The sequence below is a fragment of the Pelodictyon luteolum DSM 273 genome, assembly GCF_000012485.1.
GTDB lineage: Bacteria > Bacteroidota > Chlorobiia > Chlorobiales > Chlorobiaceae > Chlorobium > Chlorobium luteolum.
In genome coordinates this window covers 2,207,291-2,226,083 of the sequence record NC_007512.1, presented here as the reverse complement: position 1 = coordinate 2,226,083, position 18,793 = coordinate 2,207,291, and the positions used below count along the sequence as shown (strand labels likewise).

Here is an 18,793-nt window from a genome sequence, read left to right as displayed (position 1 = left end):
AACCAGAGGGACACCATTATGAAATTTCTCGCAATCATGGGGCATGAGGAGACCCGCCCCCAGGTCCGCAAGCTGTTCAAGGAGCACCGGGTCCATATGTTCTCGAACATCGCCATCCGTGGCTGCAACTGCCAGCGTTCCGACATGGAGCACCAGTCGTGGTGGCCCTCTGACGAAAGCCTGGGGACGTACTCTTCGCTGTGCTTCGCCATCCTCGACTCCTCGAAAGCCGATGAGATCATGGAGGCGCTCGAGCGCAACCCCATCGCCGTCGACAAGGACTTTCCTGCACGCGCGTTCCTCATGAACGTCGAAAAGTTCGTATAAAGGGAAGATGGCATTGCTGGTCGAACAGTTCCGCACCGGCGGCGACAGGAACTTCGGGTACCTCGCCGCCGATGAGGAGAGCCGTCTGGCTTTCATCGTCGATGCTTCCTACGACCCCCGCTCCATTGTCCATGCCGCCACAGCGCGCGGCTACAGTGTCCGCTACATCTTCTCGACCCACAGCCACCAGGACCATACCTGTGGCAACGATCTTGCCGGTCGGCTTACGGGCCTTGAACCCCTTCTCTACGGCAGCACCTGTCCTCTGACGGGCATCAGGGTTCTTGACGGCGCCTGTTTTCCTCTCGGCGCTCATGAACTTGCCCTCATCCATACTCCCGGCCACACTCCCGACTCCATCTGCCTCTATTCCGGAGGTTCGCTCTTCACCGGTGACACGCTCTTTGTCGGAAAAGTCGGCGGCACCGCTACTGACGATGACGCCCGGAGCGAGTACGACTCCCTCCACAAAAAACTCCTGACGCTCCCGCCCGAAACAACGCTCTGGCCGGGTCATGACTACGGCCTCCGGCCGGTGTCGGACATTGGCACCGAGAGGATGACGAATCCCTTCCTTATGCGGGCGGATGTTGCCGGGTTTATTGAACTAAAGAGGAACTGGGCGGCCTACAAAAAGGAGCACGGGATCGCCTGACTCCGGGATGCCGGTGGCGATTTTCCTGCGCAATTTTGTGAATCAGCCCGTATTTCATACATTATAGGCTGAGATTTTTCCCTTCGGGTGGCAGGCCCCTCTGCGCCCCGGTGCAGTTTTTCATGCAGTATGACAGAGCGCGCGGGCAGCAGCTTCTCCGGCCCGTCCGGCGTTTTATCCATTCTAAAGTAACCAGATCTCGACTATGGACCAGCTTATCACATTACGGACGCTGCCGGTATCGGCCCTCATGCAGAAGGATTTCGCAATGATCAAGGGAAGCTGCACGGTTGCAGAGGCCCTGCAGATCATGAAAAAAAGCGGCGAGAGCGGTCTTATCGTCGAGCCGCGCAATGAAGACGACTGCTACGGCGTCATCACGGAAAAAGACATCCTCGGCAAGGTTATCGATCCCGGCGAAGATGTGCACCGTGACCCCTGGAACACTCCGGTCTTCCAAATCATGAGCAAGCCTGTCATCAGCGTCAACCCGAGCCTCCGCATCAAATACGCGCTCCGCATGATGAAGCGCACCAATGTCCGCCGCCTGACGGTGATGGACGGCAATGCAGTGGTCGGCGTCCTCAATATGACTGACGTTCTCCATGCCGTCGAGGAACTGCCGGCTCACGACGACCATGTCGCCCTGTAAGGGGGCGCTCCCCAGCGGCATTTCCTGAGGGATTCCGAGAAAGAGACTATCCAGAATGCGGGGCTCCGCCACTGCTGTGCCCGGCCATTTAATCCGTACGCCTCCCCGAGAGGTCATACACAAGACTTGAGCGAATGAAACCATTTGATATCATTATCGTCGGAGGGGGGGGCGCCGGGCTCTACGCTGCCATGGAAGCGATGAAGACGAATCCGTCGCTGAACATCGCCGTGCTCTCGAAGGTCTATCCCAACCGGTCCCACACTTCTGCGGCTCAGGGTGGCGCCAATGCCGCTCTCGGCAACACCGCCAAGGATGACTCGGTCGAACTGCATATTTTCGACACCATCAAGGGAAGCGATTACCTCGCCGACCAGGATGCAGCGGAAGTGCTCTGCACCGAGGCCCCGAAAATCATCCGCGAGCTCGACAACATGGGAACCCCCTGGTCGCGCCTCGACGACAAGACCATCGCCCAGCGCCCCTTTGGCGGCGCAGGCCGTCCCCGCTGCTGCTACTGCGCAGACAAGACTGGCCACACGATTCTGCAGACCCTCTACGAACAGTGCCTGAAGAAAGGCGTGGTGTTTTTCAACGAGTACCTCGCACTCAACCTGTCCGTGAAGGGCAGCCGCTCCAAGGGGCTCATCGCCATGGACATCAAGACCGGCAAGATCGAGGCGTTTACCGCAAGGACCGTGATCTTCGCCACCGGCGGCTATGCCAAGATGTATTGGAACCGTTCCAGCAATGCCCTCGGCAACACCGGTGATGGCCAGGCCATCGCCTACCGCGCAGGCATCCCGCTGAAAGACATGGAGTTCGTCCAGTTCCACCCGACCGGACTGCGCAAGAGCGGCCTGCTCGTCACCGAGGGTGCGCGCGGCGAGGGCGGTTACCTCGTCAACAGCCTCGGCGAGCGGTTCATGTCGCGTTATGCACCTGAAAAGATGGAGCTCGGACCGAGGGATCTCGTCTCCCGTTCCATCGAAACCGAAATTCTCCAGGGCCGCGGCTTCGACAGCCCTGCCGGCAAATACATCCACCTTGACCTTACCCATCTCGGTGCCGACCTCATCCGCCAGCGCCTTCCCCAGATCCGTGAGATGTCGATGTACTTCGAGGGTGTCGATCCGATCGAGGAGCCCATTCCCGTCCGCCCGACGGCCCACTACTCAATGGGCGGCATTGATACCGACAATCAGGGCCGTACCGTGATGGAGGGCGTCTACGCCGCCGGCGAATGCGCCTGCGTATCCGTCCACGGCGCCAACCGCCTCGGCGGCAACTCCCTGCTCGACATCCTCGTCTTCGGCCGCATCGCAGGCCATACCGCAGCCGAGGAGGCCCGCAGCTTCGAACCCGGCAATATCACCGACGCCGAACTGAAGGAGCATGCCGACGAGATCCGCAGCTACATGCAGCCTTCTGGCCACTATGAGCGCTACGGCGCACTCCGTGAAGAGCTTGGCCATACTCTCGGCACCAACGTCGGCATCTACCGCGAGGCCTCGCTCCTCCGGAAGGGCATCGAGGACATCGCCGCCCTGAGGGAGCGCTTCAAGAAGGTCAGGGTGTTTGACTCCAGCGACGTGTTCAACACCAACCTGCTTCAGGTCCTCGAGCTCCGTAACATGCTCGACCTCTCCGAAACCGTCGCAGCCGGCGCCTATGCCCGTGAAGAGAGCCGCGGTTCACATACCCGTACCGACTTCCCGACGAGGGACGACGGGAAATGGCACAAGCATACGATGGCGACCCTTGTCGACGGCAGGTTGGAGCTCGGCGAAAAGCCGGTGACGATGGGCCGTTATGAACTCCAGGAAAGAACTTATTAACCACACGAGCCCATGACTGTCACAAGCGAACAGCATATCGAAGGCAAGCGGGATGTCACCTTCCGGGTGTTCAGGCTGAACCCCCAGGTTGACAGCAAGCCTTATTTCGATGACTATACCATCCCGGTCGAACGGGGTATCACGGTGCTTCGTGCGCTGAACTACATCAAGGAGAACATCGATGCCTCCGTCAGCTACCGGGTGTTCTGCCAGGCAGGCATCTGCGGTTCCTGCGGCATGCGCATCAACGGCATTTCCAAGCTCGCCTGCACCACCCAGGTATGGGACGAGCTCCCCAAGTGCCGGGAAGCGGGCATCATCAAGATCGAGCCGCTGCGCAACCTGCCGCTTCTCAAGGATCTCATCGTCGATATGGATCCGCTTGTCGGCAAGATGAAGCACTACCGGAACTGGGTTGAGTCGAGCATGCCGGAACCAGAGATGGGGAAGAAAGAGTTTCTCGTCTCCGAAGAGGAGTTCTCGCGTTACGACAAGGCCACCGACTGCATCCTCTGCGCCTCCTGCGTCTCGGAGTGCAGCATCCTTCGTGCCAACAAGGAGTACGTTTCGCCTGCAGTGCTCCTGAAGTCGTACCGCATGAACGTCGACACGCGCGACAGTCTCCATGATGTCCGCCTCGCCGAACTGGTGCAGGATCACGGCGTGTGGGACTGCACCCACTGCTACCGCTGCCAGGAGACCTGCGTGAAAAATATCCCGATCATGGAAGCCATCCACGGCATCCGAGAAGATGCCATCGAGTGCCGCGGTCTGAAAGACAGTGCCGGCGCGAAGCATGCCGAGGCGTTCATGTCCGATATCGAGAAGAAGGGCAAGCTGGTCGAGGCAACCCTGCCGTTCCGCACCAATGGCGTTGCATGGACGGTGAAGAACCTCCTGCCGATGGCCGTGAAAATGATCATGAAACGCCGCACGCCGCCTCCGCCGCCGCTCGTCAAATCGTCGAAAGGCATGAAGCAGTTCCGCGAGGAGTTCCGTGAGATGACTGAGCATGTGAAAGATGATCACAAGACCCATAATAAATAATCGGGAGGCATGACCGGATGAAGAGATACGCATATTACCTGAGCTGCATCAATGAGTCCATGACCAAGGAGGTTGACCGCTCGATTGCACTCTGGCAGAAGGACCTCGGCATCGAGCTTGTGCACCTGCACGAGAGCACCTGCTGCGGCGGGAGCAACCTCGACTATGTCAGTCCGAAGCACTTTGCGCTGGTCAACGCGCGCAACATCGCCCATGCCGAGAAGATGGGCCTCGACCTCGTGGTCTCCTGCAATACCTGTCTCATGACCATCCGCAGCGCCAAGAAGAAACTTGATGCCTCGCCGGAACTGAGGGCGGAGGTCAATGAGATCCTGAAAAAAGAGGGGCTGGAATACCGCGGCACCTCCGAAGTCCGCCACCTGCTCTGGGTACTTATCGACGACGTCGGCCTGGAGGCCATCAAGTCAAAGGTGAAGGTGCCGCTTTCGAAGTACCGCATCGCGCCGTTCTACGGCTGCCATATCCTGCGCCCTTCGACGGTACTCGGCAAGGACAACCCGCTCGATCCTTCCTCGCTCGACCAGCTTATCGAGGCACTCGGCGGCAAGACCATTCCCTACCGCCATAAGAACCGCTGTTGCGGATTCCACACTCTGCTCGTCGCAGAGGAGGAATCGCTCAGCGTTGCAGCCGAGGCGCTCGGGGAAGCCATCGAAGAGAAGGCGGACTTCATCGTCACCCCCTGTCCGCTCTGCCACACGGTGCTCGATGGCTACCAGTCGAAAGCCCTCAAGCAGGCCCATATCCACAGCTCCATTCCGGTGTTTCACCTGTCGGAGATGGTCGGTCTTGCGCTCGGCTACAGCCCGAAGGAACTCGGCATCAAGCGCCATATCGTCAGCTGACGTGGCGCCTGGGTGAGGACGAAGTTTTAAAAAAAGGCTGAAAAATCGTACCTTTGCTGGTTCGAATCGCGTTCAGCCCTCCCCCCGGGGTCTCCGGGGACACGCTCTGAAAGGCCGCCTGTTTTGTTCAACCATCAAACTTTAGCACTGCATGCTCAAAAATGATCTTTTCCTCCGGGCACTGAAGCGCCAGCCATGCTCACGGACCCCCATCTGGGTGATGCGACAGGCCGGCCGTTACCTCCCCGAGTACCGCGCAATCAGGGAAAAAACCGACTTCCTCACCCTCTGCAAGACTCCTGAACTTGCCATGGAGGTCACCATCCAGCCGGTCGAGCTGATGGGCGTCGATGCGGCAATCATCTTCTCGGACATCCTTGTCGTCAACGAGGCTATGGGCATGGACGTTGAGATCATTGAAACCAAGGGCATCAAGCTTACCCCCCCGATCCGTTCACAGGCCGACATCAACCGTCTCATCATCCCCGAGGTACAGGACAAGCTCGGATACGTGCTTGATGCCATCCGCCTCACGAAGAAAGTACTCGACAACCGCGTTCCCCTCATCGGTTTCTCCGGTGCAGCATGGACCCTCTTCACCTACGCTGTCGAAGGCGGCGGATCGAAGAACTACGCGTTCGCCAAGAAAATGATGTACCGTGAGCCGAAAATGGCGCACATGCTCCTCAGCAAGATTTCCGCCGTCATCTCCGAATACGTCTGTGCGCAGGTCGAAGCCGGAGCCGACGCCATCCAGATCTTCGACTCATGGGCCAGCGCCCTGTCCGAGGACGACTACCGCGAGTTCGCGCTTCCCTACATCAAGGAGAACGTGCAGGCGGTGAAGGCCAAGTATCCTGACGTTCCGGTCATCGTCTTCTCGAAGGACTGCAACACCATTCTTTCGGAAATCGCCGACACCGGCTGCGACGCCGTAGGACTCGGCTGGGGTATCGACATCAAGAAAGCCCGCACCATCCTCGGCGACCGCGTCTGCCTGCAGGGCAACATGGACCCGACAGTCCTCTACGGCACGCCCGAGAAGATCAAGGCGGAAGCCGCGAAGGTCCTCCGCCAGTTCGGCCAGCACACCGCTCAGTCCGGCCACGTCTTCAACCTCGGCCACGGCATCCTGCCCGACGTCGACCCGGCCAACCTGAAGCTGCTCGTCGAGTTCGTCAAGGAAGAGAGCGCAAAGTACCACTAAGGCGTTTTTTTGCCCGTTTTTCCCATCTCCGCCAGTGCCATGCACCGGCGGAGTTTTTTTTATGTGCAACAGGATCGAATCATGGAAAGAACCGGTACACCAAGAGAACGACTCCGGCACGTCATCTTCGACTATGACACATTGCCGGCCAAGGCTTTCGACCTTCTGCTCATTTTCTCAATTTCCTGCAGCGTGCTGGTCGTCATGTTTGACAGCGTGCCGTCCTTCCATGCCGCAGCCGGGGATATCTTCCTCGCTTTCGAGTGGTTTTTCACCATCCTCTTCTCCATCGAGTACGGACTTCGTATTTATGCAGCCGAAAGGAGAGGGCGCTACGCCCTGAGTTTTTTCGGCGTCGTCGACTTCCTCTCCATCTTTCCTACCTGGCTCAGTCTCTTCATACCCGGCACCCAGTACCTGCTGGTCATCCGCTTTTTCAGGGTGCTGCGTATCTTCCGTCTTCTGAAGCTCATGCAGTTCGTCCATGAGGCGAACTTTGTCCGGGCATCAATTGTGGCCTCTTCGCGCAAGATTCTGGTGTTTCTATTTTTCGTCATTGTGCTTACGAGCATCGTCGGCGCCCTCATGTACCTGATAGAGGGTGAGGAACATGGGTTCCGAAGCATTCCTGAAAGTATCTACTGGGCCATCGTTACCGTTACGACAGTCGGATACGGCGACATATCTCCAGAGACCCCGCTTGGACGATTTCTGGCGGCTTTGCTCATGATCACCGGTTACAGCGTGATTGCTGTCCCGACGGGCATCGTCTCTGCAGAAATGTCTTCCATGCGCTCATCCTGCAGCCCCGAAAGGCTCTGCCGCGCATGCCCCGGCCTCCGCCACGAACCTGATGCCGCGTTCTGCCGCCGCTGCGGCCTTCCGCTTGAGGATGCTCCGGATGGCGATGGCCTCAGCTGAGGCTTTTTCTTCGCTTCCTGCCTTTTTCGTTATATTAGCGTACAATTTTGTCCGGAGGCCCTCCTGTTGCGTAGTCCGGATGAGACACCCTGAACCCGTACCATCCGAAACAATGGACAATGGCGGAAAATGTTCCTGCAGGCTCACTGACAGGAGCCGACTTGAAGAGAGTGTCCTTGAAACGATGCTCTACAGCGCACGCCTTAAGGAACGTGTCGCAAGAGAGAACAGCGCGGTCATTGCCGCAATGGCGCGCCTCATGGCTGATACTTTTTCTGCGGGCCGGAGCGTGCTTTTTGCCGGAAACGGCGGAAGCGCGGCCGATGCCCAGCATCTTGCAACGGAACTTACCATCCGTTACCGAAGCACCGTGAAGCGCCCTGCCCTGCCCGCCATCGCCCTGTCCAGCGACAGCATGGCGCTCACTGCCGGGGCCAACGATCTTGGCTATGACGCTGTTTTTGCGCGGCTTGTGGAGGCATACGGCAAGGAAGGGGACCTCTTCGTGGGCCTTTCCACCAGCGGCAACAGCATGAGCGTCATCAATGCAATGAAAGTTGCTCGGCAGCAGGGGATGAAGACCATCGCCCTTCTTGGCGGTGAGGGTGGACTCATGAAAGGAATGGCCGACCTCCAGCTCATTGTTCCCCACTCCGGTACGGCCGACCGGGTGCAGGAGTGCCATATCACTGTCGGCCACGTCATCATCGATCTTGTGGAGCAGATTCTCGGATACTGCGACACCTAGGCCTAACCCATAAACAACCAACCAGTATGCAGATCAAACAGATTGAAGGGGCGCTCAGCGCCAAAGACGCCCGGTTCGCCCTCGTCATATCCCGGTTCAACGATTTCATCGGCCAGAAGCTGATGGAAGGTGCCATCGACTGCATCCGCCGCCACGGCGGATCGGAAGATAACATCACCATCTACCGCTGCCCCGGAGCGTTTGAGCTACCGATGGTCGCCAAGAAGGCGGCCCTTACCGGCAAGTACGATGCCCTCATCACCCTCGGCGCCATCATCCGCGGAAGCACCCCTCACTTCGACGTCGTTGCTGCCGAGGCCACCAAAGGCATCGCCCAGGCTTCGCTCGAAACCGGCGTGCCGATCGCATTCGGCGTGCTTACTACCGAGAACATCGAGCAGGCGATTGAGCGTGCAGGCACGAAGGCCGGCAACAAGGGCTTTGATGCCGCCCTTACCGCCATCGAAATGGTGAACCTCTACCGGAACATGTGATCCACGTTTTTGGTGAACGCCAAACAATACGAGAGGGCCGCTGCGTGTCAAATGGAAACGCAGCGGCCCTTTGTTGTTTTTCCTCGCCGGGCTCGGGGGTGTGGGGTCCCCCCGGTGCCGCTCCTCAGTTGAGGTTCGCTGCGATGGCGTCGCGCGAGGCCTGCATGAGGGTTTCGACGTTCGGGAAGTCGGTGGTGCGGAGGGGTTTGCCGATGATGAGGCGGACCTTGCCGCGGTGGATGGCAAGGCTCTTTTTCGGGGTGATGATGTGGCTGCCGATGATGGTGACGGGCAGGACCTCGGCTTTTGCTTTTTCAGCCACGAGAAACGCACCGCGCTTGAAGGGGAGCAGCTTGCCGGTGGCGGACCGGGTCCCCTCGGGGAAGATGTGGACGGACCGCCCGCTTTTGATTACTTCCGATGCAGCCAGCAGGCTTTTAAGGGCTTCGCGGTTCTGGCCGCGTTTGATCATCACGTAGCCGCCGTTCTTCAGGGCCCATCCGAAGACGGGGATTCTGCCGAGCTCCTCCTTGGCGACGAAGCGGAGGTTGAGCTTCATTGAGCCGAGCAGCAGCGGGATGTCTGCCATGCCGGCATGGTTGCTTACAACGAGGTAGCTGCCGCCCGCCCTGTAGTTTTCCTCGCCTTCCACCTCCACCGTGATGCCGAAGAGCCACGCGCTGAAACGCCCCCACCAGGAGGCGAGGCGGTGGAACCGGTCTCCGGTCCCGTCAATGGTGTTCATGATATAGCCGGTGAGCATTCCGAAGAACATCACGGGTATGAGGATGATGAAGAAGAGCAGGGTGCGAGCGTTCATGGGATGTGGTGTGGGTCGGTGGACACAAGTCAGTGGTCCAGCCCGTTGAGAAAGTCCGCAAGATCGCGGTAATCCGGCTTGATCATGGTCGAGTGTTTTTCTTTCGCAAGAAGGCACCCGAGCCGTTCGGGGACCTCGATTTCCAGCTGGAGGGCTTCATGGATGGCCTCGAGGAACTTCGACGGATGGGCCGTCGAAAGGACGACGCCGGGGTTTTCGCGGTACACACCGTCCTGGCGCATCCTGAGGAGGGCGCAGTAGCCGACGGCGGTATGGGGATCCATGACATAGCCGAACCGGCTGTGTACAAGGCGGATGGTCTCAAGGGTCTCCCGGTCGGTGACCGAGGTGCCGGTGATGTCGCGGGCCATGGCATCGTGCTCACCCTGGTAGAAATGGATGAGCCGCGCGAAGTTGCTGGGGTTGCCGACGTCCATCGCCGTCGAGAGCGTGCGGCGGGTTGGACGGGGTTCATAGCGTCCGTCGGTGAGGTAGCGGGTGACGCTGTCGTTGGCGTTCGAGGCGGCAATGAAGCCTCCGACAGGGAACCCCATCTTTTTTGCGAGCACGCCGGCCGTCAGGTTGCCGTAGTTGCCGGAGGGAACGCTGAATATGGGGTTTTCCAGACCGTGGTCCTCTTTGAGCCGGAGGGTAGCCCAGGCGTAGTAGAAAGACTGCGGAATGAGGCGCGAGATGTTGATCGAGTTGGCAGAGGTGAGGGTGTGGCGCTCTTTCATCGACGGGTCGACGAAGGCCTCCTTCACCAGGCGCTGGCAGTCGTCGAAATCACCCTTCACTTCAAGCGCGTGGACGTTGCCGCCGGCTGTCGTCAGCTGCTGCTCCTGAAGGCGGCTGACCTTGCCGGAGGGGTAGAGCAGCACCACGCGGGTGTTCGGGATCCCCTGGAATCCGTATGCCACGGCGCTTCCTGTATCACCGGATGTTGCCACGAGTACCGTGATCAGCCGGTTGTCCTCGGCAGCGAACCATCCGGTCATGCGGGCGAGGAAACGGGCGCCGTAGTCCTTGAAGGCGAGGGTCGGTCCGTGGAAAAGCTCAAGGACGAAGGTTGCCGGATCAAGCTGGACGAGCGGTGTCGGGAAGTTGCAGCACTCGCTGACAATCTCCTGCAGTTCCAGCGGAGGGATTTCGCCGTCGACGAACTTCTTTGCAATGGCAAAGCCCACATCGCTGAACGTGGCGCCCTCAAGCTGCTTGATTTCCTGACGGGTGAACGAGGGGATGGCGGAGGGGACGTAGAGGCCGCCGTCGGGCGCGAGCCCCTCGAGGGTGGCCCGTTTCATGGAGACCGGCGTGGATGATTTGCTGGTGCTGAAGTAGATCATGTGCGGTAAGGCTTCGGCGGTTGTGTTCGTTACAGTATCCTTGCGCCTTCCCTGCATATCGGCGACACCCACATGTCGGAGGGCAGCTTCGCCTTGGAGGTGAGGAATGCTTCCTGCATGGCGATGCCGGCTTCCCGTGCGGTGTCGGGAGAAGAGGAGAATGCGAATATCGAGGGGCCCGAGCCGGCGATGCTGCAGCCGAGGGCGCCGGCCCTCTGGGCGGCTTCCTTCACTTCGAAGAATCCCGGAATAAGTGGAGCTCGTTTGGGTTCGGCGACAACATCGATGAGTGAGCGGCCGATGAGCGGGTAGTCGGCGGTGAGGAGCCCGGCGACGAGCGCCCCTACGTTGCCCCACTGCTGGGTCGCCATCTTGAGCGGGATTTCGTTCGGCAGCACCGAGCGGGCGAATGAGGTTCTGAGTTCCGTATGGGGATGCACGAGCGAGCAGTAGAGCTCGTCGGGCGGAGGGATGACGATGAGGTCGAGCGGCGTGTAGCTGCGGATGAGGACGAAGTTGCCGAGGATGGCCGGAGCGGCGTTGTCGGCGTGGGCCGAGCCGCAGGCGACCCGCTCGCCTTCGATGGCGAAGTGGACCAGCTCCATTTTCGTGCAGGGCTGGCCGAGGAGTTCATTGGCCGCCGCAAGGGCTGCGGCCGCACTGGCCGCGCTGCTGCCCATGCCGCTGCTGAGCGGCAGGTGCTTCTTCAGTTCGAGCGAAATGTGGCCGTTGAAGGCGATGCCTTTCTGGGCGCGCAGGTGTTCGAGGAACTTCAGGACGACGAAGCTTGACGTGTTCTTTTTCGGGTCGAGGGGGAGTTTTCCTTCGTCTCCGGAGATGGAGGATATGGTGACGGGGCACGATGAGTGCTTCCGCTCCGAAAGCGTCAGGATGACCTCGTCGCCGGGCTCCTTTATGGCAAATCCGAGAACGTCAAAACCGCATGCCACGTTTCCGACGGTCGCTGAAGCAAATCCCCTGACTGTTTTCATACCGTATGATGCGGGCCGGATATGGGCCAGAGTGGCTCCTGCCGTGTCCCTTGAAAAACCAAGTTGTTCAAATGCGAGAGAGTACTTGAATAACTAAAAGCTTTTCATTAAATTTGGCTTTTATTTTTGGAAAGGGAAGAGACCCTTTGAATTCAAATGAAAGTAAGCAGAATCTTTCTCTTTTCTTAACAAATAACCAAGCGGAATAAGCATATGTCTACAACAGTCAGGCCTGATGAAGTTTCATCCATACTTCGCAAGCAGCTTGCCGGCTTTGAGTCCGAAGCCGAAGTTTATGATGTGGGAACCGTGCTGCAGGTCGGCGACGGTATCGCACGTGTGTACGGTTTGTCCAAAGCTGCTGCCGGTGAACTCCTTGAGTTTCCGAACAAAGTCATGGGCATGGCTCTGAACCTGGAGGAGGACAACGTAGGTGCTGTGCTTTTCGGTGATTCCACCGAGGTCAAAGAGGGCGACACCGTCAAGCGCACGGGCATCCTCGCCTCTGTTCCGGTTGGTGAAGCAATGCTCGGCAGGGTTGTCAACCCGCTCGGCGTACCCATCGACGGCAAAGGTATCATCGATACCGACATCCGTCTTCCTCTCGAGCGCCGCGCTCCCGGCGTCATCTACCGCAAGTCGGTGCATGAACCGCTCCAGACCGGTCTGAAGGCAATCGACTCCATGATCCCGATCGGCCGCGGCCAGCGCGAGCTCATCATCGGCGATCGCCAGACAGGCAAAACCGCCGTCGCGCTCGATACCATCATCAACCAGAAGGGCAAGGGCGTCTACTGCATCTACGTCGCCATCGGCCTGAAGGGCTCGACCGTCGCACAGGTGGTAAACACCCTCGAGAAGCATGGTGCGATGGAATACACCACCGTCATTACGGCCACGGCTTCCGATCCTGCGCCGCTGCAGTTCATTGCTCCGTTTGCCGGCGCCGCACTCGGCGAATACTTCCGTGACACCGGCCGCCATGCGCTGGTCGTCTACGATGATCTCTCCAAGCAGGCAGTTGCCTACCGTCAGCTCTCCCTCCTGCTCCGCCGTCCCCCGGGACGCGAAGCATACCCCGGCGATGTGTTCTTCCTGCACTCCCGCCTTCTTGAAAGGGCTGCAAAGATTACCGACGACATCGAAGTCGCAAAGAAAATGAATGACCTTCCCGACGCTCTCCGCCCGATGGTGCAGGGTGGAGGAAGTCTCACCGCGCTGCCGGTCATCGAGACCCAGGCCGGTGACGTGTCGGCATACATCCCGACCAACGTGATCTCCATCACCGACGGTCAGATCTTCCTCGAGTCGAACCTGTTCAACAGCGGACAGCGTCCTGCAATCAACGTCGGCATCTCGGTTTCCCGCGTTGGCGGTGCTGCCCAGATCAAGGCGATGAAGAAGGTTGCCGGTACCCTTCGCCTCGATCTCGCACAGTTCCGCGAGCTTGAAGCCTTCTCGAAGTTCGGTTCCGACCTCGACAAGACCACCAAGGCGCAGCTCGACCGCGGTGCACGTCTTGTTGAAATCCTCAAGCAGGGCCAGTATGTGCCGATGCCTGTTGAACGTCAGGTCGCCATCATCTTCCTCGGCACCCAGGGTCTGCTCGACCTTGTTGCAGTGCAGCATGTCAAGAAGTTTGAGGAAGAGTTCCTCGCCATGCTCGACTTGAAGCACAGCGACATCCTGAAATCCATTGCAGAAACCGGTGCACTCGAGGCCGACGTGGCCGGAAGGCTCAAAGAGGCGGCGCAGAAGTTCGTCACCACCTTCAACGACAAGGTAAAGGCCTGACTGGCCGGTGCAGGGTAATTCAGATAATTCATTAACGACCCGTAATACATGCCAACATTAAAGGACATACGAGTTCGCATCAAGGGTGTGAAGTCGACGCAGCAGGTGACCAAGGCCATGAAGATGGTTGCTGCTGCGAAGCTCCGCAAGGCGCAGGAGCGGGCGGTCATGGCCCGACCTTACGCAGCCAAGCTCAAGGAGATGCTCGGCTCGCTTTCCGGCAAGGTCGATACCTCCGCATCGCCGCTGCTTGCCGACCGTGCGGATGCCTCAAGGGTCCTGGTGGTCCTCATCACCTCTGACAGGGGGCTCTGCGGCGCCTTCAACACCAACATCATCAAGCTTGCGCACCGCACGATCCATGAAGAGTATGCTGCGGCATACGCTGCCGGCAACGTCCAGCTGATCTGCGCCGGTACCCGCGGGTTTGATTTCTTCCGCAAGCGGGGCTACAGTGTGCTGAAAGGGTATCCCGCGGTGTTCCAGAACCTTGATTTCTCGACGGCACGCGAGATTGCCGAAACCGCTTCCTCGATGTACGTCAAGGGAGAGGTGGACAGGGTGGTCGTGGTCTACAACGAGTTCAAGTCGGTGCTTGCCCCGACCCTGAAGGCCGAGGTACTGCTTCCGATCAAGAGCGAATTGCCTGTTGCCGAGGGTGGCGACTACATCTACGAGCCCTCGCCGGCAGCGATCATCGAAGAGCTGGTTCCGAAGCACCTCAATACGCAGGTTTGGGGAATGATGCTCGAATCCAATGCCGCCGAACAGGCAGCAAGGATGACCGCCATGGACTCTGCGACCGAGAACGCAAAGGAACTGCTCCGCGGCCTCAATATCAGCTACAACCGTGCCCGCCAGGCGGCGATCACCAAGGAGCTGAGCGAGATCGTCGGTGGTGCCGATGCACTGCAGAACTGATACACTTCTCCCATGGAGAACAAGAAAAGGCGCCCCGCTCGGGGCGCTTTTTTTTTGAGCGCATTGCCGTCTCGTTCCATAGACCAGCCCGGGGGCGTGTGCCGTGCACGGACCGGGGATGGGCATGAGGGCTCATCCATCACAAAATGCAAGGGCGTATCACGCAATAAATGAGAGGGTTACGGTTTCGGTGGCTGTTATGGTAAAGGTTTTTATATTAGGAGCAACGAGTGCCGCGGCTTATCGGGATGTCACGCGCAGCCGGACCGTTTCCCTCAATCGTTCCGGTCGTTACGCTGCATCAGGATAGTTGTATTTTAACGCGCAATGGATGAAATTCTACGGAGACATTAATACCCAGTAACTCGATTGCACATGAAAATATTCAAGTTCGGGGGAACCTCCCTCGGATCGGCCGACCGTATCAGGAACGTTTCCGGCATAATCTCCAGGGCGCTCGCTGACGACCGCCTTGTCATTGTCATCTCTGCCATGCATGGGGTGACCGACCGCCTGCTGGAAGCCGCCAGAAGGGCATGCGGAGGCGACAGCGGGTACGTGGCCGTTCACGAAGAACTGGCGGAACGCCATCTTAGTGTGGCGGCAGATCTGCTCGAGGGGCAAGCCCTTGAGGAGCTCAGTGGCATCCTTCGCCGGGAACTCGAAGAACTGCACGATGTCCTGCACGGGATTTTCCTTCTCCGTGAACTATCCTTCAAAAGCTCCGCTCTCGTGCAGAGCTTCGGAGAGCGCATGTCGGCAAGGATCGTTGCCGCATGGCTCCGCCAGGCGGGACTTCCTGCCGTTTATGTCGACGGCCGCGAGCTGATTGTGACCGATGCCAGTTATCCCGACGCCCGGCTTGACGAACCGGCTACCCGCGAACGCGTCGCCCTCCGCCTTGCCCGGGAGACCGAGCTTGCCGTGGTGACCGGCTACATTGCCGCCGCCGCTGATGGTACCGTGACCACACTCGGCCGTGGCGGATCAGACTACACGGCCTCTATTCTCGGCGCTGCGCTCGGTGCTCGTGAAATATGGATATGGACCGACGTTGATGGTTTCTTCAGCGCCGACCCCAAGCGTGTCACCGATGCACGGGTGCTGCCCTATATCAGCTATGCCGAGGCTATGGAGCTGTCGCACGCAGGCGCGAAGATTCTCCACCCCCTCGCCGTGCAGCCGGCCATGAAGGCATCCATTCCTCTGATTATCAAGAACTCGTTCAACCCCGGGGCCGCCGGAACGCGCATCGAGCGCGACGAGCATCGCGATGAAGCGGTCGTTCTTCCTGTTACGGGCCTCACCTCCATCAACACGGTGGTGCTCCTCAATCTTTCCGGAAGCGGCATGGTCGGTGTACCGGGTATTGCCTCGCGACTCTTCACCCGCCTGGCACGGCACCGCATCAACGTCATTTTCATCTCGCAGGCCTCCTCTGAGCAGTCTATCAGCCTGGCCATCAACCCCGCGCAGGCCGCCGAGGCGAAGCTTGTACTCGATGACGAGTTCTCTGCCGAAATAACTGCCCGCCAGATCGACCCGCTCGCCGTCCGCCGCGACCTTGCGATGATCGCCGTTGTCGGCAACAACATGTCGGGGCATCCCGGCGTGTCGGCCCAGCTGTTCGAAACCCTCGGAAAGAACGGCATCAATGTCATTGCCGTCGCCCAGGGGGTGAATGAAATGAACATCTCCTTCGTCGTCGAGAGCCATGACGAGGACAAGGCACTCAACTGCATCCACGAATCCTTCTTCCTCTCACGCCGAAGGGTGCATGTCTTCATCGCGGGCACCGGCACGATTGCAAAAAGCCTGATCGGCCAGATTTCGGCGCATCGAAAGAAACTCCAGGAGGAGAACGGACTCGACGTGGTTGTGGCCGCGATGGCCAACACCCGCAGCATCGCATTCAACCCCTCCGGCATCGACCTCGAAGGGTGGCAGGATGCCCTGGAGCCGCGTGGCGACTACCAGGGAATCGATGGCTACCTCCGCTTCATCATGGAGAAGAACCTGCACAACACCATTTTTGTCGACTGTACCGCAAGTGCCGATGTCGCCGCTAAATATCCCGAGCTGCTACGCTCCGACATCTCCGTCGCCACGGCAAACAAGCTCGGCATGGCGGGGCCCTGGCCGCTCTACCGCGCAATCCGCGATGCTCGCCGTCTGAGCAATGCGCGTTTTCTCTATGAGACCAACGTCGGCGCCGGCCTGCCGATCATCAACACCCTCGGTGACCTTAAAAACAGCGGCGACAGAATCAGGAGCATCGAGGGTGTGCTGTCCGGGACCCTCAGCTTCATTTTCAACGAACTCCGCAAGGGTGGACGGTTCAGCGAAATTGTTCGCAGCGCGCGCCAGGCCGGCTACACCGAGCCGGACCCCCGCGATGACCTTTCTGGAGCGGATTTCGCACGCAAGTTCCTCATTCTCGGCCGCGAACTCGGCTTCGAGCTCGAGTATGACGATGTGGAGTGCGAGAGCCTTGTTCCCGAAGAACTCCGGGGCGAGATGGATGTCGACACCTTCCTTGAGCGCCTCAGCTGTGTGGACGACGGGTACAGCGATGCCATCGAAGATGCAGGCCGGGAAGGGATGACCATCTCATTTGCCGGCGAGATCCGTGACGGGAAAGCCAGTATCGGCGTCAAGCGGGTCCCGCTGGAAAGCCCCCTTGCCGGACTAAGCGGTTCCGAGAACATGGTTGTGTTCACCACCGACCGATACCTCCAGACTCCGCTTGTTGTCAAGGGACCTGGTGCGGGCGGAGAAGTAACCGCAGGAGGCGTGTTCGCCGACATCCTGCGCATCGCCGGCTACCTTGTCTGAACGGGTGCCGTCCATTCGGGCGGAAATCGTCTCGGTCGGCGATGAACTGCTGAAAGGCCAGCGCGTCAACACCAACGCCTCCTTCATCGCACGCAGCCTAGGCTCCGTCGGCATTCCGGTCGTTCGCGTCACGGCATGTTCCGATTTCGAGAGCGAGATGGCCTCAGTGTTCAGGGAGGCGCTCGGCCGTGCCGATGTGGTGCTTGTGACCGGCGGACTCGGACCTACGAGGGATGACCGTACGCGGAAGGCCGCCGGGGAACTCCTGGGGCTCGGCCTCCGGCTCGACCCCGATGCCCTCAGGGAGGTCGAACGGCGGGTCACGGCCCACGGCAGGACAATGAGCGAACTCATGCAGGGCCAGGCCATGGTGCTTGATGGCTCGAGGGCCATCCCGAACACCCGCGGTACGGCAGCGGGAATGATCATCCCCGCAGGAGAGCGTTTCGGCGGAAGCCATCTGGTGCTGATGCCCGGTGTGCCGGTAGAGATGGAGGCCATGATGGAGCTGACGGTCCAGCCGTGGCTCAGGGGCCTCAGCGATACGACGATCATCCACACCCCCGTAAAGACCACCGGCATCGGCGAGTCCACGCTTGCCGACATGCTCCCCGACATCGAGGACTCGCTGCCGGAGGGCACGAGCCTGGCATACCTGCCGCACGGCGCAGGGGTCGACCTCATGGTCAGCACCATCGCCCGGGACCCCCTGCGTGCAGAACGGGACAATGCCGCTGTGGTCGAGGCCATCCGGGAGCGGGCCGCGGCTTTCATCTTCGCCGTCGGAACGGCAAGCCTCGAGGAGACCATCATCGGCATGCTGGCTTCTGGCGGCTTGACACTTTCCGTTGCGGAGTCCTGCACCGGAGGGCTCATAGCGAGCCGCCTGACCGATGTGCCCGGCTCATCGGTTTCGTTGATGCAGGGGTTCATAGTCTATAGCAACAGCGCCAAGGAAGAACTGCTCGGCGTCAGCCGGGGCCTCATCGACACACACGGAGCGGTCAGCGAAGAGGTGGCCTGCGCCATGGCGCTCGGCTGCCTCCGCCGCAGCGGAACCTCGATTGCTCTTGCCACTACCGGCATCGCCGGCCCCGGGGGCGGGAGCCCTGAAAAGCCTGTCGGCACCCTTTGTCTTGCCATCGCCCGCCAGGTTCCGGGCTCGGGGCCGTCGGTCGGAGTCCGGACTCTCCATATGCACGGCGACCGCCTTCAGAACAAGCACCGGTTCTCGGAGGCTGCGCTTCGTGATCTCTGGGTGGCGCTTCGGGGTGAACAGGGCGGATAACTTCCCCCCGTCGCTTTCAAAGACGGGTATTTATCGATAAGT

General features: G+C 59.7%; 17 protein-coding genes. 14 read left to right on the top strand and 3 right to left on the bottom strand.

Annotation, left to right across the window (positions count from 1 at the left end; translation table 11 throughout):
- Positions 1-18 precede the first annotated feature (18 nt).
- The 10 genes from PLUT_RS10335 (at position 19) to ribE (ending at position 8,755) form a co-directional block, all read left to right on the top strand.
- Positions 19-327, top strand: a complete 309-nt coding sequence (locus PLUT_RS10335) for a hypothetical protein (protein WP_011358710.1) — start codon at positions 19-21, stop codon at positions 325-327.
- Positions 328-334: 7 nt separating this feature from the next.
- Positions 335-982, top strand: a complete 648-nt coding sequence (locus PLUT_RS10330; RefSeq protein ID WP_011358709.1) for a hydroxyacylglutathione hydrolase family protein — start codon at positions 335-337, stop codon at positions 980-982.
- Positions 983-1,187: 205 nt separating this feature from the next.
- Positions 1,188-1,634, top strand: coding sequence for a CBS domain-containing protein (locus PLUT_RS10325; protein ID WP_011358708.1), 447 nt, complete (start codon positions 1,188-1,190; stop codon positions 1,632-1,634).
- A gap of 134 nt (positions 1,635-1,768) precedes the next feature.
- A complete protein-coding gene (locus tag PLUT_RS10320; protein WP_011358707.1) occupies positions 1,769-3,472 on the top strand; it encodes an FAD-dependent oxidoreductase in 1,704 nt (567 codons plus the stop codon).
- A gap of 12 nt (positions 3,473-3,484) precedes the next feature.
- Positions 3,485-4,519 (top strand): succinate dehydrogenase/fumarate reductase iron-sulfur subunit, encoded by a 1,035-nt coding sequence (locus tag PLUT_RS10315; RefSeq protein ID WP_011358706.1) that lies wholly within the window; start codon positions 3,485-3,487, stop codon positions 4,517-4,519.
- 17 nt (positions 4,520-4,536) lie between these two features.
- Positions 4,537-5,385: a CoB--CoM heterodisulfide reductase iron-sulfur subunit B family protein gene (locus PLUT_RS10310; protein ID WP_011358705.1), complete on the top strand. Its 849-nt coding sequence runs from the start codon at positions 4,537-4,539 to the stop codon at positions 5,383-5,385.
- A 151-nt stretch (positions 5,386-5,536) separates the two neighbouring features.
- The gene (gene hemE / locus PLUT_RS10305) at positions 5,537-6,592 is read left to right on the top strand and encodes a uroporphyrinogen decarboxylase (protein ID WP_011358704.1); all 1,056 of its coding nucleotides are present in this window, start codon (positions 5,537-5,539) and stop codon (positions 6,590-6,592) included.
- Between the two features lie 81 nt (positions 6,593-6,673).
- Entirely contained in the window at positions 6,674-7,513 is an 840-nt protein-coding gene (locus PLUT_RS10300; protein ID WP_011358703.1) for an ion transporter, read from the top strand.
- 112 nt (positions 7,514-7,625) lie between these two features.
- Positions 7,626-8,261, top strand: a complete 636-nt coding sequence (locus PLUT_RS10295) for a D-sedoheptulose-7-phosphate isomerase (RefSeq protein WP_041463938.1) — start codon at positions 7,626-7,628, stop codon at positions 8,259-8,261.
- 26 nt (positions 8,262-8,287) lie between these two features.
- Positions 8,288-8,755: a 6,7-dimethyl-8-ribityllumazine synthase gene (ribE, locus tag PLUT_RS10290; protein ID WP_011358701.1), complete on the top strand. Its 468-nt coding sequence runs from the start codon at positions 8,288-8,290 to the stop codon at positions 8,753-8,755.
- Positions 8,756-8,879: 124 nt separating this feature from the next.
- Here the strand turns inward: ribE and PLUT_RS10285 are convergent, their stop codons facing one another.
- Genes PLUT_RS10285 through PLUT_RS10275 form a run of 3 tightly spaced genes read right to left on the bottom strand, consistent with a single transcriptional unit; the run spans position 8,880 to position 11,913 of the window.
- The gene (locus tag PLUT_RS10285; RefSeq protein WP_011358700.1) at positions 8,880-9,575 is read right to left on the bottom strand and encodes a lysophospholipid acyltransferase family protein; all 696 of its coding nucleotides are present in this window, start codon (positions 9,573-9,575) and stop codon (positions 8,880-8,882) included.
- Between the two features lie 29 nt (positions 9,576-9,604).
- Entirely contained in the window at positions 9,605-10,921 is a 1,317-nt protein-coding gene (thrC, locus tag PLUT_RS10280) for a threonine synthase (protein WP_011358699.1), read from the bottom strand.
- 29 nt (positions 10,922-10,950) lie between these two features.
- Positions 10,951-11,913 (bottom strand): homoserine kinase, encoded by a 963-nt coding sequence (locus PLUT_RS10275; protein WP_011358698.1) that lies wholly within the window; start codon positions 11,911-11,913, stop codon positions 10,951-10,953.
- A gap of 213 nt (positions 11,914-12,126) precedes the next feature.
- On the opposite strand from PLUT_RS10275, the gene atpA reads away from it, so the two are divergent.
- The 4 genes from atpA to PLUT_RS10255 all read left to right on the top strand — a co-directional run bounded on the left by atpA (position 12,127) and on the right by PLUT_RS10255 (position 18,751).
- On the top strand, positions 12,127-13,707 hold the full coding sequence (gene atpA, locus PLUT_RS10270; RefSeq protein ID WP_011358697.1) for a F0F1 ATP synthase subunit alpha: 1,581 nt from the start codon (positions 12,127-12,129) through the stop codon (positions 13,705-13,707).
- A gap of 48 nt (positions 13,708-13,755) precedes the next feature.
- Positions 13,756-14,628, top strand: coding sequence for a F0F1 ATP synthase subunit gamma (locus PLUT_RS10265; protein ID WP_011358696.1), 873 nt, complete (start codon positions 13,756-13,758; stop codon positions 14,626-14,628).
- 375 nt (positions 14,629-15,003) lie between these two features.
- Complete coding sequence (thrA, locus tag PLUT_RS10260; protein WP_011358695.1) at positions 15,004-17,463, top strand: bifunctional aspartate kinase/homoserine dehydrogenase I; 2,460 nt, start codon at positions 15,004-15,006, stop codon at positions 17,461-17,463.
- The gene (locus tag PLUT_RS10255; protein WP_011358694.1) at positions 17,456-18,751 is read left to right on the top strand and encodes a CinA family nicotinamide mononucleotide deamidase-related protein; all 1,296 of its coding nucleotides are present in this window, start codon (positions 17,456-17,458) and stop codon (positions 18,749-18,751) included. The genes thrA and PLUT_RS10255 overlap by 8 nt, the downstream gene beginning before the upstream one ends.
- The last annotated feature ends 42 nt before the right edge of the window (positions 18,752-18,793 follow it).

Excerpts from the sequence above, each read along its gene's own strand:
- PLUT_RS10335 (WP_011358710.1), top strand. The coding sequence starts at position 19 with ATGAAATTTCTCGCAATCATGGGGCATGAGGAGACCCGCCCCCAGGTC.
- PLUT_RS10330 (WP_011358709.1), top strand. The coding sequence starts at position 335 with ATGGCATTGCTGGTCGAACAGTTCCGCACCGGCGGCGACAGGAACTTC.
- PLUT_RS10325 (WP_011358708.1), top strand. The coding sequence starts at position 1,188 with ATGGACCAGCTTATCACATTACGGACGCTGCCGGTATCGGCCCTCATG.
- PLUT_RS10320 (WP_011358707.1), top strand. The coding sequence starts at position 1,769 with ATGAAACCATTTGATATCATTATCGTCGGAGGGGGGGGCGCCGGGCTC.
- PLUT_RS10315 (WP_011358706.1), top strand. The coding sequence starts at position 3,485 with ATGACTGTCACAAGCGAACAGCATATCGAAGGCAAGCGGGATGTCACC.
- PLUT_RS10310 (WP_011358705.1), top strand. The coding sequence starts at position 4,537 with ATGAAGAGATACGCATATTACCTGAGCTGCATCAATGAGTCCATGACC.
- hemE (WP_011358704.1), top strand. The coding sequence starts at position 5,537 with ATGCTCAAAAATGATCTTTTCCTCCGGGCACTGAAGCGCCAGCCATGC.
- PLUT_RS10300 (WP_011358703.1), top strand. The coding sequence starts at position 6,674 with ATGGAAAGAACCGGTACACCAAGAGAACGACTCCGGCACGTCATCTTC.
- PLUT_RS10295 (WP_041463938.1), top strand. The coding sequence starts at position 7,626 with ATGGACAATGGCGGAAAATGTTCCTGCAGGCTCACTGACAGGAGCCGA.
- ribE (WP_011358701.1), top strand. The coding sequence starts at position 8,288 with ATGCAGATCAAACAGATTGAAGGGGCGCTCAGCGCCAAAGACGCCCGG.
- PLUT_RS10285 (WP_011358700.1), bottom strand. The coding sequence starts at position 9,575 with ATGAACGCTCGCACCCTGCTCTTCTTCATCATCCTCATACCCGTGATG.
- thrC (WP_011358699.1), bottom strand. The coding sequence starts at position 10,921 with ATGATCTACTTCAGCACCAGCAAATCATCCACGCCGGTCTCCATGAAA.
- PLUT_RS10275 (WP_011358698.1), bottom strand. The coding sequence starts at position 11,913 with ATGAAAACAGTCAGGGGATTTGCTTCAGCGACCGTCGGAAACGTGGCA.
- atpA (WP_011358697.1), top strand. The coding sequence starts at position 12,127 with ATGTCTACAACAGTCAGGCCTGATGAAGTTTCATCCATACTTCGCAAG.
- PLUT_RS10265 (WP_011358696.1), top strand. The coding sequence starts at position 13,756 with ATGCCAACATTAAAGGACATACGAGTTCGCATCAAGGGTGTGAAGTCG.
- thrA (WP_011358695.1), top strand. The coding sequence starts at position 15,004 with ATGAAAATATTCAAGTTCGGGGGAACCTCCCTCGGATCGGCCGACCGT.